At 63.6% G+C, this 13,422-nt stretch carries 14 protein-coding genes; 9 read left to right on the top strand and 5 right to left on the bottom strand.

Annotated features, from left to right (window positions below; translation table 11 throughout):
• Positions 1-152 precede the first annotated feature (152 nt).
• The 6 genes from NKJ40_RS22250 to NKJ40_RS22225 all read left to right on the top strand — a co-directional run bounded on the left by NKJ40_RS22250 (position 153) and on the right by NKJ40_RS22225 (position 6,883).
• Entirely contained in the window at positions 153-368 is a 216-nt protein-coding gene (locus NKJ40_RS22250) for a hypothetical protein (protein WP_352467906.1), read from the top strand.
• A gap of 155 nt (positions 369-523) precedes the next feature.
• The gene (gene ligD / locus NKJ40_RS22245; RefSeq protein WP_352467905.1) at positions 524-3,022 is read left to right on the top strand and encodes a DNA ligase D; all 2,499 of its coding nucleotides are present in this window, start codon (positions 524-526) and stop codon (positions 3,020-3,022) included.
• A 219-nt stretch (positions 3,023-3,241) separates the two neighbouring features.
• On the top strand, positions 3,242-4,153 hold the full coding sequence (gene ku / locus NKJ40_RS22240; RefSeq protein ID WP_352467904.1) for a non-homologous end joining protein Ku: 912 nt from the start codon (positions 3,242-3,244) through the stop codon (positions 4,151-4,153).
• 59 nt (positions 4,154-4,212) lie between these two features.
• Positions 4,213-5,244: a tetratricopeptide repeat protein gene (locus NKJ40_RS22235; protein WP_352467965.1), complete on the top strand. Its 1,032-nt coding sequence runs from the start codon at positions 4,213-4,215 to the stop codon at positions 5,242-5,244.
• A gap of 214 nt (positions 5,245-5,458) precedes the next feature.
• On the top strand, positions 5,459-6,103 hold the full coding sequence (locus NKJ40_RS22230) for an alpha/beta hydrolase family protein (protein ID WP_352467903.1): 645 nt from the start codon (positions 5,459-5,461) through the stop codon (positions 6,101-6,103).
• A 9-nt stretch (positions 6,104-6,112) separates the two neighbouring features.
• A complete protein-coding gene (locus tag NKJ40_RS22225; protein ID WP_352467902.1) occupies positions 6,113-6,883 on the top strand; it encodes an exodeoxyribonuclease III in 771 nt (256 codons plus the stop codon).
• A 39-nt stretch (positions 6,884-6,922) separates the two neighbouring features.
• On the opposite strand, the gene NKJ40_RS22220 is transcribed toward NKJ40_RS22225, so the two are convergent.
• The 3 genes from NKJ40_RS22220 to NKJ40_RS22210 all read right to left on the bottom strand — a co-directional run bounded on the left by NKJ40_RS22220 (position 6,923) and on the right by NKJ40_RS22210 (position 8,452).
• Positions 6,923-7,387, bottom strand: coding sequence for a GFA family protein (locus NKJ40_RS22220; RefSeq protein ID WP_352467964.1), 465 nt, complete (start codon positions 7,385-7,387; stop codon positions 6,923-6,925).
• An 86-nt stretch (positions 7,388-7,473) separates the two neighbouring features.
• Positions 7,474-7,677, bottom strand: coding sequence for a tautomerase family protein (locus NKJ40_RS22215; protein WP_352467901.1), 204 nt, complete (start codon positions 7,675-7,677; stop codon positions 7,474-7,476).
• A 34-nt stretch (positions 7,678-7,711) separates the two neighbouring features.
• Positions 7,712-8,452: an SDR family oxidoreductase gene (locus tag NKJ40_RS22210; protein WP_352467900.1), complete on the bottom strand. Its 741-nt coding sequence runs from the start codon at positions 8,450-8,452 to the stop codon at positions 7,712-7,714.
• Between the two features lie 100 nt (positions 8,453-8,552).
• On the opposite strand from NKJ40_RS22210, the gene NKJ40_RS22205 reads away from it, so the two are divergent.
• Positions 8,553-9,458 (top strand): LysR family transcriptional regulator, encoded by a 906-nt coding sequence (locus NKJ40_RS22205; RefSeq protein ID WP_352467963.1) that lies wholly within the window; start codon positions 8,553-8,555, stop codon positions 9,456-9,458.
• Between the two features lie 214 nt (positions 9,459-9,672).
• On the opposite strand, the gene NKJ40_RS22200 is transcribed toward NKJ40_RS22205, so the two are convergent.
• Entirely contained in the window at positions 9,673-10,224 is a 552-nt protein-coding gene (locus NKJ40_RS22200; protein ID WP_352467899.1) for a DUF4019 domain-containing protein, read from the bottom strand.
• Between the two features lie 210 nt (positions 10,225-10,434).
• Here NKJ40_RS22200 and NKJ40_RS22195 point away from each other — a divergent pair, with 210 nt between their 5' ends.
• Positions 10,435-10,986 carry an isochorismatase family protein gene (locus NKJ40_RS22195; RefSeq protein ID WP_352467898.1) on the top strand — a complete coding sequence of 184 codons (552 nt, stop codon included), beginning with the start codon at positions 10,435-10,437 and terminating at the stop codon, positions 10,984-10,986.
• A gap of 22 nt (positions 10,987-11,008) precedes the next feature.
• Here NKJ40_RS22195 and NKJ40_RS22190 read toward each other — a convergent pair whose 3' ends face one another.
• Complete coding sequence (locus NKJ40_RS22190; protein ID WP_352467897.1) at positions 11,009-11,491, bottom strand: Imm8 family immunity protein; 483 nt, start codon at positions 11,489-11,491, stop codon at positions 11,009-11,011.
• Between the two features lie 183 nt (positions 11,492-11,674).
• Here NKJ40_RS22190 and NKJ40_RS22185 point away from each other — a divergent pair, with 183 nt between their 5' ends.
• Positions 11,675-13,297 (top strand): ABC-F family ATP-binding cassette domain-containing protein, encoded by a 1,623-nt coding sequence (locus NKJ40_RS22185; RefSeq protein WP_352467896.1) that lies wholly within the window; start codon positions 11,675-11,677, stop codon positions 13,295-13,297.
• The last annotated feature ends 125 nt before the right edge of the window (positions 13,298-13,422 follow it).

The following is a 13,422-nucleotide window of genomic DNA, read 5'->3' as shown; positions in this document are numbered from 1 at the left end:
CGTGGAAGTGTCACGTCCTGATATATGGATGTCGGGCACTATGCGCCGGCGGTCGTTGGACGCTCGCTCGCCGAAATTGACACGACACCCCGTCTCAGCCATCCTTGAGCCGGCCGTCTTGTCTTGCGGCTCTGCGTGTATGAGCAAATTGCATGGCCAGTTCCGCTACCAGCCAAAAATCCAAGCGCGCCGCGGTGCGCAAGGCGCTCGAGGTCTACATCACCGCGCAGCGTTTTTCGGCCGGCGGCTACAGCGCGCGGGTGCTGGTCGACGGCGAGGCCTATTGGGTCGACGAATTCCGGCTCAGCCAGCTGCAGCAGGGCCTGTCGCCGGCCGAACTCGAATTGACACCGGCCACCGACGATTGAGCAGCGTGACCTCCCATCCTTCGTCATCCCAGGGCGGAGCAGGAGCGAAGCTACGTCGCGGAGACCCTGGGATCCATGCCGTGACATTGGAGCGCCGCTGCGATGGGATTTTGATGCTGCGCTCGTTGCTTTTGCCCACCACCTACGTCTAGTCCATGCCAGCTCCTTCGAAGCTCAAGGCCTATCGCGCCAAGCGCGAGTTCACGAGGACATCGGAACCGGCCGGCGGTCTGGTTGCCGGTGAGGGCAATCGTTTCGTCGTCCACAAGCATCACGCCACCGCCGATCACTACGATCTGCGCCTGCAGGTCGGCGACGTGCTGAAGAGCTGGGCGGTGCCGCGCGGCCCGTCGCTGAACCCGGCCGACAAAAGGCTGGCGGTCGAGACCGAGGACCATCCGCTCGAATATATCGACTTCGAAGGTGTCATTCCCGAAGGCGAATATGGCGGCGGGCCGATGATCGTCTGGGATACCGGCGTCTGGGCGCCGATGGACGATGTCGAGAAGAGCCTGCGCACCGGCTCCTTCAAGTTCCACCTCGCCGGCGAGAAGCTGAATGGCGGCTGGATGCTGACGCGGCTGAAACCGAAGCCCGGCGAGGATGAGGGCAAGAAGAACTGGCTGCTGTTCAAGGAGCGTGATCTCGCCGCCGACACCAAGCTCGACATATTGGAAGCCCGGCCGGAAAGCGTCAAATCCGGACGCCTCATCGAGGAACTGGTGGCAGCGCCGAAGCCTGCCGCCAAACCTGCCAGGCCGGTGGTGCTGAAACCCGGCGCTTTGCCGGGCGCCGTCAAGGCGCCGCCGCCTCCCCGGATCGAGCCGCAGCTGGCTACGCAGATTCCGAAGCCGCCGGGCGGAGATGACCCCGCGGCCCGAACGGGCGAAGTCTGGCTGCACGAGATCAAGTTCGACGGCTACCGCACCATGGCGCATGTTTCCGACGGGAAGGTCAGGCTGATCACCCGCGCCGGCCTCGACTGGACGAAGCGCTATGGCGACCTGCCGCTTGCATTCGCCAGGCTGCCGTGCCGCGAGGCGATCATCGACGGCGAGGTCGTCGCGCTCGACGCTAAGGGCATCAGCCGCTTCGCGCTTTTGCAGGACGCGCTGGCCGAAGGCGCCGGCAACAAACTCCACTTCTACGCCTTCGATCTTCTGAATCTCGACAGCTGGGACCTGAGACAAGCGCCGCTCCGCCGGCGCAAGGCGCTGCTTTCGCAACTGCTGTCCGGTCTCGGCGCCAACTCCGCGATCCAGCTCAGCGATCATGTCGAAGGCGACGGCCAGGCGCTCTATGACCAGGCATCCGAGATGGGGCTGGAGGGTGTCGTCTCCAAGCGCGCCACGGCGGTCTACCAGAGCGGCCGCACCAAGACCTGGACCAAGACCAAGGCGCTCCAGACCGGCGACTTTGTCATCGCCGGCTACACAGTCTCCGATGCGGCCGAGGGGTTGGCCGCACTCGGCCTCGGCGAATTCGAAGACGGCGAGCTGCACTATCGCGGCAAGGTCGGCACCGGCTTCGATGCCGCGACCGCCGGCCAATTGCTGGCGCGGCTGGAGCCATTGCGCGCCGGCGCGTCGGCGCCCGAAGGGGTTCCGCGCGAGATCATGCGCGAGATGAACTGGGTGCGGCCGCTGCTTTCGGCGCATATCCACTACGCCAACCGGACCACCGACAATGCGCTGCGTCATGCCGTGTTCCGCGGCCTGCGTGACGTCGGGCTGTCGACGCCGGTTTCGGCCAAGCGCAAGCGGCTGATCGCCGAGGCCGACCTTGCGACAATCTGGGTGACCAACCCGACGCGGCGGCTGTTCGGCAAGACCGGCCCGACCAAGCTCGACATCGCCGTCTATTACGCGCTGGTCGGCGATTTCATGCTGCCGCATATCCTTGGCCGGCCGGTGTCGCTGGTGCGCTGCCCGACCGGCAGGCCGCAGGACTGTTTCTTCCAGCGCCATGCCTTCACCGGCATGCCGTCATCCGTGGCGACCTTCGAGGCGACCAATTCGGAGGGCGAGACCAAATCCTATCTCTCGGTGGAAGACGCCAAGGGCTATCTGGCGCTGGCGCAGTTCGGCGTCGTCGAGTTCCACACCTGGGGCACCCATCGCACGCGGCTCGACAAGCCGGACCTGATCGTTTTCGACCTCGACCCGGGTGAAGGGATCGCCTGGCGCGAGGTGGTTGAGGCGGCGGTGCACATTAAGGGCGAGCTGGAAGCGCTAGGGCTGGTGCCGTTCGCCAAGACCTCCGGGGGGCACGGCATCCACATCACCGTGCCGGTGACACAAAAGCAGAACTGGAAGAAACTGCACCAGGCGACCAGCGCCGTCTCCACGCATCTTGCCGCCACCGCGCCCGACACTTTCACCACCACCATGGGCAAGGACAACCGCAAGCGGCGTATCTTCATAGATTATCACCGCAATGCGCGCGGCCACACCTCGGCGGCTCCCTATTCACTGCGCGCCCGCACCAACTTGCCGGCCTCGACGCCGGTGAGCTGGAGCGATCTGGAATCCATCGATGCTCCGCAGGATCTGAATTATTCCTCGCTGCCGGGCCTTCTGGCGACGTCAGGCGATCCCTGGGCCGACATGGAAGATTTCGCCCGGGATTTGCCGGTGATAGGCACCGCGAGGTAGTCCTGCGTGCGCGGCCCCAGACTCCATCGACGCTCCGGAAAATTTGAATTATTCTTCCACTAGGCCCCACCGCCGACTCCCGAGCTGAGATGGAAGATTTCGCTAGGGATTTGGCGGTATTGTAAGGGGGCAATGTAGGATTTCGGCAGCCGCATTCGTCCTCCGGACGAAGGAGCGCTGCGAACAGTTCGACAGCACAAGGCCGCGTAGGAGTATTTCATGGCGCCCAGGGCAAGTTGGAAAGGTTACCTCAAGCTCAGTCTCGTCAGCTGTCCGGTCCGGCTCTATCCGGCGACCAGTGCCAGCGAGCGCATCAGCTTCAACCAGCTGCACAAGAAGACGCACAATCGCATCAACATGAAGCCGGTCGACCCCGAGCTCGGGCTGGTCGAGCGCTCGGACCTGGTCAAGGGCTACGAATACGAGGACAAGCAGTACATCATCATCGACGATACCGATCTCGATGCGGTGCGCATCGAATCCAACCATACGATGAACATAGAGGCCTTTGTCGACGAGCATTCGGTCGACGTCATCTATCAGGATGCGCCCTATTACCTGGCGCCAGATGGCGCAATGGCCGAGGAGACCTTTGCCGTGTTGCGCGAAGCGATGCGCAAATCCGGCAAGCTGGCGATCGCGCGCCTGGTGCTGTCCAGCCGCGAGCGCGTGGTGACGATCGGCGCGCGCGAGAACGGCATGTTCGTCTGCACCTTGAGGAATCCGAACGAAGTGCGTGGCACAGCCGAATATTTCGGCAATATCCCGGCCGGAAACCCCGATCCCGAAATGCTGCAATTAGCCGAAGCGCTGATCAAGCAGAAGGAAACCACCTTCGATCCAAAGAATTACGAGGACCGCTACGAGATCGCGCTGATGGCGATGATCCGCGAGAAGCTCAAGGGCCACAAGCCGATCATCGCGGCGGCGCCTGAGCGCGGCAATGTCATCAACCTGATGGATGCGTTGAAGGCGAGCCTGTCCCAATCGGCCAAACCGCCGGCCAAATCGAAGAGCAAGGCCGACGAGGCGGCGAAACCGGCAGCCAAAGCAAAGTCCGCCAAGGGCGGCGCCAAGGAAAACCCGCTCAAGGCCAATCTGCTGCAGGCCGTCGGTAAGAGCAAAGGGTGACGGCGCCCACTGGCACGATCTTCGGCACCATCGGCGCGCTCGCGGCGTTTCCGCTTCGCATGGCGGCGCGCGAGGTCGCGCGCCAGGACGGCCAGTTGCGGCGCGGAGTGACCAGACGGACCACCCATGTCGTATTCGGGCGGACGTTCCTCGCCAAGGCTGATGATGCCGAGATTGAGCGCCGCGTCGTCACCGAGCGCGCGGCCGGGCGCAAGCTGGTCAGCGAGAACGGCTTCCTGCGCCTGCTCGGCCTGATGAAGGCGCCGGAGGCTTCGGCGCTGTCGCGGCAGTCGCTGATCGACCAATCGCGGCTGACCGGCACCGATCTCGACCTTTTGTCGCTGTTCGACGCCTTCGAGCATGATGGCGAACCGTATTCCTTCCGCGACCTGATCCTCGCCCGCAAATATGCCGGCCTGGTTGCCGGCGGCGCCTCATGGGGTGCGATTGCGCGCTCGGTGCACCGCTCCGGCCCGGTCGCCTCGCTCACCGCCAAGTCGCTCGCCGTCGGCTCACAGCACGGGCGGGCCGATGCGATCTACCTCGAAGGCGGTCAGAGCGAGCTGGACGGCCAGTTGCTGTTCGATCTGGGAACGCAGGATGACGATACGCTGGAAGAGCTGTTTGCCGATGCCGAGGCGGCGGAAGAGGCTGACGACCACGAGCAGGCCGCGGCACTCTACCAGCGCTGCCTGGCCATAGACCCGAGCGACGCCATCGCCGCCTTCAACCTCGCCAACTGCCTGCGCGCCGCCGGCCACGCGGCGGAGGCGGCGCACGACTATGCCCGCGCGATAAAGCTCGATCCCGGGTTCGTCGAGGCCTGGTTCAATCTCGCCGGGCTGATGAGCGAAGGGGGGCGGGTGGCGTCGGCGCGCCGCCATTTGCTGAGGGCGATCGCACTGGATGCGAAGTACGCCGATGCGGTGTTCAATCTTGCGAGGCTGGAGTTCGACGCCGGCAATCTCGCCGAGGCGCGGCGGAGCTGGGTGCGCTATCTTGAACTCGACGCCAGCTCCGAATGGGCGCGTATGGCGGCCAAGGGGATACAGTTCGTAGATTTGCAGCTGGCGCGGATGTCGGCGGGTTAGGGCTTCATTTGGTCGCGCTTGAACACCCCCCTCTGGCCTGCCGGCCATCTCCCCCTCAAGGGGGGAGATCGGCGGCTTCGGCGCTCCGCGTGCCTTTCAGCTTTGGTGGTTGGCGAAAACGCCGACGTCATCCAATCTCCCCCCTTGAGGGGGAGATATCCGGCAGGACAGAGGGGGGTGCGAAGGAACTCGGCCTTTATCTGCGGGCCACCCCATGACCACCTTCCTCTTCGACGGTCCCGACACCGCCGCCATCACTATCCTGCTCGCCCATGGCGCAGGCGCTCCTATGGACTCTGCCTCGATGACCGCCACGGCAAAAGCGCTCGCGGCGGCCGGCTTCCGCGTTGCGCGCTTCGAATTCCACTACATGGCGGCCCGCCGCTATGGCCACCGCAAGCCGCCGCCGCGCGCCGAGACGGTTAACCCGGAATACGTCAAGGCGATCGCGGACCTCCGGGCGAAGGGCGTGAAGGGTCCGCTGATCCTCGGCGGCAAGTCGATGGGCGGACGCGTCGCTTCGATGATCGCCCACGAGATGTTTTCGAAGGGCGAGATCTCGGGCCTGCTTTGCCTTGGCTATCCCTTCCATCTGCCGGGCAAACCGACGCAGCTTCGGACAAAACACCTCGCCGATCTCAAGACGCCGACATTGATCTTCCAGGGCACGCGGGACGAGTTCGGTACCAAAGACGAGGTCGCGACCTATGCTCTGTCCGACGCGATCGAGATCTTCTGGCTGGAAGACGGCGACCATGATCTGAAGCCTCGCAAAAATATCTCCGGCTTCTCCACCGCCGATCATCTGAAGACGCTCGCTGATGCGGTGAAGGCGTGGACCGAACGCATCGTGCGCTGAAGCAGGCCGATGAAGATCGCCACCTTCAACGTCAACAACATCAACAGCCGGCTGCCGAACCTGCTCGCATGGCTGGCCGCCGCCAAACCCGACATTGCCTGCCTGCAGGAGCTGAAGGCCAGGCAGACGCAGTTTCCGCGCACCGCGCTGGCGGCCGCCGGCTACGGCGCGGTTTGGGTCGGGCAGCCGACCTGGAACGGCGTCGCCATACTCGCACGGGGTGCAGAACCCGTTCTGACCCGCGAGGCGCTGCCCGGCGACGATAGCGACCAGCAGGCGCGCTACATCGAAGCGGCGGTCAACGGCATCGTTATCGCCTCGCTCTACGCGCCGAACGGCAACCCGCAGCCCGGCCCGAAATTCCAGTACAAACTGGCCTGGCACGAAAGGCTGGAGGCGCATGCGGCGCAGTTGCTCGACACCGGCCTGCCGGTGGTACTGGCCGGCGACTACAACATCGTGCCCGAGCCGCGCGACATCTACCCGACCCGCTCCTATGACGACAACGCGCTGGTGCAGCCGGAAAGCCGCGCATCGTTCCAGCGGCTGCTCGACCAAGGCTGGCTTGACGCACTGCGCAGGAAGCACCCGACGGACACGCTCTACACATTCTGGGACTACCGCCGCAATCGCTGGCCGCGCGATGCCGGCCTGCGGCTCGATCATATCTTGCTCAGCAAGAAGCTGTCGCGCCGGCTGGTAGCGGCGGGCATCGACCGCGACGTGCGCGGCGAGACCGGCGCCAGCGATCACGCGCCGGTCTGGGTGGAGTTGAAGTGAGGCACGGAGGCTGGCGCTGCCTTTCCGGGCGGCAACCAGTCAGGTTGGCCGCGCCGCCTCGCGGGCGAACGCTTCTATCAAAGGGGCGTATCCCTCAAGGTCGGGCTGCGTAGCGAAACTGTGGGTAGCGGCGGTCGAAGCCCAGGGCAGCTTTTCCGACGTGAAGACTTCGACGAAAGGCACATACCAATGATGTTCGTCCAGCATGGTCGCACGAACATTGACGAAAAAGTCCAGTCCATGCGGACGCGTGAACATCCAGTTCTTGCAATGCGGGCAATAGAGTTGCCGATGCGGGCCGTGCAGGCCGCCGACCACCGGCTCGCCTTGCGTTATGGCGAAACCGTCGCTGGGCACGGCGATGGTCAGGGAATACGCGCTGGCGCTCAGCTTCTGGCAGCCGGTGCAGTGACACGCCGTCGTCAGCAAGGGCGGCGCGCTGATGCGAAAGCGTATTCCGCCGCACAGGCAACCGCCGTCCCAAGGTAGTTTCCAATCGTCCATCGCCGGCCTCGCGTTAGCCTCTGCCAGCGATCTAGCGCGCGACCGCCAAGCTGCAATCTCCCCCACGAGGGAGGAGATCGGCAGCTTCACGTCCTTCGCTCAGGAATCGTGAACACCACGTCGGCGCGGCCGTAGCCGCCATCGGCGACCTCCTCGATCAGCACCATCGTGTAAGGGCGCACGCCTTCGCCGAACATCTCGACGAACAGGGCTGTGGTCTTGTGGACGAGGTCCTCCTTCTGTCCGACGGACAGCGCGCGCTCAGGCACCTTGAAGTTTGCAAATGGCATGATGTCGATTTCCTGTTGGTTGCTGGAGGTAAAGTCAGACGGTGCCGCCATTGGCGCGCAGCACCTGGCCGTTGACCCAGCCGCTGTCCGGTCCGGCGAGGAACGACACCACGCCGGCGATGTCGGCAGGCTGGCCGAGCCGCCCGAGCGGGATCATCCTGGTGATCGTCTCGACCAGTGCCTCGGACTTGCCGCCGAGGAACAGCTCGGTGGCCACCGGCCCCGGCGCCACGACATTGACGGTGATACCGCGCGGCCCGAGTTCCTTGGCCAGCACATGCGTCATCGCCTCGACGCCGGCCTTGGTGGCAACGTAAACGCCGTAGGTCGGCTGGTAGAGCCCGACCACGCTGGACGAGAAGCTGATGATGCGGCCGCCGTCGCGCAGCCGCCTTGCGGCCTCGCGCATGCCGCGGAAGACGCCGCCGAGGTTCACCGCGACCTGCTGTTCGAAACCGGCGTCGTCCATCTGCGCGATCGGCGCGAGTTTCATGATGCCGGCATTGTTGACCAGCACGTCGAGGCCGCCAAAGGCCTGCTCGGCTGCATCGAACAGATGCGCCGCGCCCTTGGCATCGCCGACATCGGCTTGAACTGCGATCGCCGTGCCGCCTGCCGCCTCGATCCCGCGCACCACGCCTTCGGCGGCTTCTGCGCCCCTGGCATAGTTGACGACGACCGAAAAGCCGTCGCGTGCCAGCCGCCTGGCAATTTCGGCACCGATACCCTTCGAGGCGCCGGTTACCAGCGCCACCTTTCCATTCGGCGTAGTCATGTCAGCTCTCCAATTCTTGTCGACTGAAAATAGGTGATAAATCTTGCGGGATAATCGCCCGGGACTTGCCAACACCATTCGGATATGGCGAACAATGGCGATGGACAGTCTCGACCGGATGCGCCTGCTTGCCCGTGTGATCGAGCGCGGCAGCTTCACCGCGGCGGCCGCCGATCTGTCGATGTCGCGATCGACCGCCACCGAAGCGATCAAGGACCTCGAGGCGCGGCTGGGGGTCAGGCTGCTCGAACGCACCACGCGCCATGTCACGCCGACGTTGGACGGCCAGGCCTATTACCAGCGCTGCCTCGCCATCCTTGCCGATGTCGAAGATGCCGAGGCCGGCTTTCAATCGGCGCAGCCGCAGGGCCTTTTGAGGATCGACGTGCACGGATTCATGGCCCGCCATTTCATCCTGCCGCGGCTCTCCGAGTTCCTCGACCGCTACCCCGGGATCGACTTGCATATCGGCGACGGCGACCGGCTGGTCGATCTGGTGCGCGAGGGCATCGACTGCGTGCTGCGTTCCGGCGAACAGGCCGACAGCGGCATGATCGTGCGGCGGGTGGCAACATTGCGCGAAGTCACCTGCGCCAGCCCCGCCTATCTCGAAAAGCACGGTATGCCGGCAACCCCCGAAGATCTCGAAGGCCATCTGATGGTCGGCTTCCGCTCGTCGCGGACCGGCGAAGTCATGCCGCTCGAATTCACCGTCGACGGCGCGTTGCGCTATGTCAGCCTGCCCAACCGGGTGACGGTCAACGGCTCCGACACGATGGCGGAGCTGGCGCGTCTCGGCTTCGGCTTGGTGCAGGCGCCGCATTACCGCTTCGCCGCGGATTTCGCACGCGGCACGCTTGTCGAAGTGCTGCCGGACTACCCGCCGTCGCCGACACCGCTGTCGGCGCTCTACCCGCAGAACCGCCAGCTCGCGCCACGGGTACGCGTGTTCATCGACTGGGTGACCGGGATTTTTGGCGAGGATGGGACAGCGGGCCGGGTGTGATCGCGCACCGGGGCGCCGGCTATTTTGCGAAGGGCGATCGGACGAGATATGCCGTGACGGGCGGGATTGGGTGAGACAAAGGCTGCGCGCTCGCTGCGTTCGCGTCCAAAGGCCGGCAAACTGTAGGAGATCACCGACATCGTTACGCTGATCGAAGCGAAGGAAGCCGTAAAGCCGATGGTCGCGGAACGTATAAAAACGGACCGCCTCACCTTCACGATGGAAAATTCGGACAGTTAGCCGACAACTCGGCCCATGCTCGATCCAATTCGACTTTCGATTGGGTCTTTTCAATGCTTTTCGCGGTGGCGTTGTCGATGAAGTTGCTTTCGATCCGCATGACTCGAAAATTTCCACCTGACGGCCGCTGATAGAGGACAATATAGCCGCAGTAACGATCGATGTTTCCAAACTTCGCCGCTATGTCGACTGCGGCATAAACGCCGGGAAAGGCAGCGTTCGCTGGGTCCTTCAACCATGTGAATTTGAGTAGCCGGCGCTCGCGCACAGCGCCGGCCTGAGAATGAAAATCTTTACTTTGCTCCAAGAAGGCATTCGATGGGATCAAAGCTTTCGCGGTATCAGTCATCATTTCGTATGCCCGCCCATACTCTTGGTTATCGAGCGAAAGGAAATAGCGACCAACCGTTTCCGTTGCATCTCGAACCGCGTCCTCTGAGGGCGTCCACTCTTGCGATTGTGCGGGTAGGATCGCAACCAACACCGAAGTCACGATCGCAAGGAAAGCTACGGCTGCATGTGTCATGGGAATTTCTTCGCAGGAGCTTGCCACGAATGCAATCCGGTCACGGCCGATAGCCAGAATTTCGAACTGACCCACATCCCAATAGCGCGCTATGTTAGCGCTGCTGCAAGCGGATTGTCACATATCTCGAACTCCAGCCACCTGCCCTTGCGCTGCGCGTCATCGCGACCCTGATCCTTGATCAGCTCCGCCCTCGCGCTATAAAAAACCATGTCAGGGACCAGCCCCGCGGCCACTGCGCCGCTCATCGTGATCGATCTTCAGACCGGCATGTTCGACGCTGTCGCCGAACCGCCGATCCATGATGCCGACGGCATGGTCGCCCGCACCCGCGCGCTGATCGAATGGGCACGGCGCAGCGGGCGCAAGATCGCCTTCATTCGGCATGACGGGCCGCAGGGCGATCCTCTGGCGCCGGGTGAGCCGGGCTGGCCGGTGTGGCCGGCGCTCGGCCAGGCCGGGGACGAGCCGACTTTCGCCAAGCGTGTCGGCGACGCGTTCAGCAATGCCGCGCTTGCAGAATGGGTAGTCGGGCAGGGCGCCGGCGAGGTCGTTCTGATCGGCGCGCAGACCGATTTTTGCGTGGCCGCCACGGTGAAGGGCGCCTTTGCGGCGGGCCTGGGCGTCACCGTGGTTTCCGACGCCCACAGCACGCTCGACACCACCAGCGAGACCGCCGCGGAGATCATCGCCCGGCACAATGCGGCATTTGCCGCCGCCGGGGTCAAACTGGCGACGACAAAAGCCCTGACCGATAGCTGATCCGCCGGCTCATTCGGCAGGGCTACTTAAGCCAAGACTCGTATTCGGCCATTCCGTCGTATTCCCATTCGAAGCGTTTTCGTAATGCGCGGACGCTTTCCTTCCACGTTTTTCCTTCGCATTTGTCGAGAATGTTGAGGAGGCTTTGTTTGAGGCTGGGCCAGTCAAACTCTTCTACGAAGATGACCGAGCGCCGGTTGAGATTTATCTGATCCCTGATCTGGTTGGCGATGACGTGCACTTCGAAGTAGTCGCTTCCAATATCCTCGTCCCAACCGATCACCAGGGTTAGTGCCAGAGCGAAGCTCCTGGGATTCGTCGGCCGCCACTGTTCCAGTATTTTCTCGCTGTCCGGGATTTTCATGCCGGAGCGGATTTCCTGCTCGGTACAGCCCTCGCTGATCAGGCTTTTCGGAACAAGCTGACCGTTTTTCAATATTGGACCGAGATTCCCTGCGCTAACGCCTCTTAACCTCAGCCGGGATGGATAGACGATATTTGACATGGCCGTCTTTGCAAGCTTGCAATCACCGCAAGGTAGTGACCAATTCTCGGCCAGGCAATCGATGTCCATCAACCCAAAAGGCTTTGGGCGATTTGGCGCAGGTATTCATGATTTGCGGGCTTCCTCTGGCGCGGCCGATCGCGGAAGGCGCAGGGAAAATCCCCTGAAGCCTCGCATGGAAGCATGATACGTCTCGAGAATATCAGCAAACAGAACGGCCGCCAGATCGTCTTCATTGAAGCCTCCGCCGCCTTGCAGAAGGGCGAGAAGGTCGGGCTGGTCGGGCCTAACGGCGCCGGCAAGACGACGCTGTTTCGCATGATCAACGGCGAGGAGCAGCCTGATGAGGGCCAGGTCTCGGTCGATCGCGGCGTCACCATCGGTTATTTCAGCCAGGATGTCGGCGACATGTCCGGCCGCAGCGCCGTTGCCGAAGTGATGGACGGGGCCGGGCCGGTGAGCGAAGTGGCGGCCGAGATGCGCAAGCTCGAGCACGCCATGGGCGACCCCGATCGCGCCGGTGAGATGGACGAGATCATCGCCCGCTACGGCGAGGCGCAGCATCGTTTCGAGGAACTCGACGGCTATGCGCTGGATGGGCGCGCTCGCGAGGTGCTGGTCGGCCTTGGCTTCAGCCAAGAGATGATGGATGGCGACGTCGGCAAGCTCTCCGGCGGCTGGAAGATGCGCGTGGCGCTGGCCAGGATCCTTTTGATGCGGCCCGACGCCATGCTGCTCGACGAGCCGAGCAACCATCTCGACCTCGAAAGCCTGATCTGGCTGGAGCAGTTCCTGAAGAACTATGACGGCGCGCTGCTGATGACCTCGCACGACCGCGAGTTCATGAACCGCATCGTCAACAAGGTGGTCGAGATCGACGGCGGTTCGCTGACCGCTTACTCCGGCAACTACGAATTCTACCAGCAGCAGCGGGCGATCGCCGACCGGCAGCAGCAGGCGCAGTTCGAGCGCCAGCAGGCGATGCTGGCCAAGGAGATCGCCTTCATCGAGCGCTTCAAGGCGCGGGCGTCACATGCCGCCCAGGTGCAGAGCCGGGTGAAGAAGCTGGACAAGATCGACCGTGTCGAGCCGCCCAAGCGCCGCCAGAAGGTGTCGTTCGACTTCCAGCCGGCGCCGCGCTGCGGCGAGGACGTGGTGACGCTGAAGAACGTGCACAAGGGCTATGGCAGCCGCTCGATCTACGAGGGGCTGGATTTTCAGGTGCGCCGCCGCGAGCGCTGGTGCATCATGGGCGTCAACGGCGCCGGCAAATCGACGCTGCTGAAGCTGGTGGCCGGCGCGTCCGAGCCGGATAATGGTACGGTGGCGCGCGGGCCGAGCGTCAAGATGGGCTATTTCGCCCAGCACGCCATGGAAGTGCTGGAGGGCGAGCGCACCGTGTTCCAGACGCTGGAAGACGCGTTTCCGCAGGCCGGCCAGGCGCCGCTCAGGGCGCTGGCCGGCTGCTTCGGCTTTTCCGGCGACGAGATCGAGAAGAAATGCCGCGTGCTGTCGGGCGGCGAGAAGGCGCGGCTGGTGATGGCGCTGATGCTGTTCGACCCGCCCAATTTGCTGGTGCTGGACGAGCCGACCAACCACCTCGACATCGCCACCAAGGAGATGCTGATCACGGCACTGTCGCAGTATGAAGGGACCATGCTGTTCGTCTCGCATGACCGCCACTTCCTGGCGGCGCTGTCGAACCGGGTGCTGGAACTGACGCCCGAGGGCATCCACACCTATGGCGGCGGCTATACCGAATATGTCGAGCGCACCGGGCAGGAGGCGCCGGGGTTGCGGAGCTGAGGCGCGGACCCGGCTCTGCCGCTCCCCGTCACCTAAAGTATCCGTTTTGATCAAGGGGTTTTAGGGGCCCATTTTCGCTGCGCCTTGAGGAGAGCGTTTGCGAGGATGATGAGCTTTCGCATCAA

Source organism: Mesorhizobium sp. M0119 (assembly GCF_040322615.1).
Classification (GTDB): domain Bacteria; phylum Pseudomonadota; class Alphaproteobacteria; order Rhizobiales; family Rhizobiaceae; genus Mesorhizobium.
This window is presented reverse-complemented; position numbering and strand designations above follow the sequence as displayed.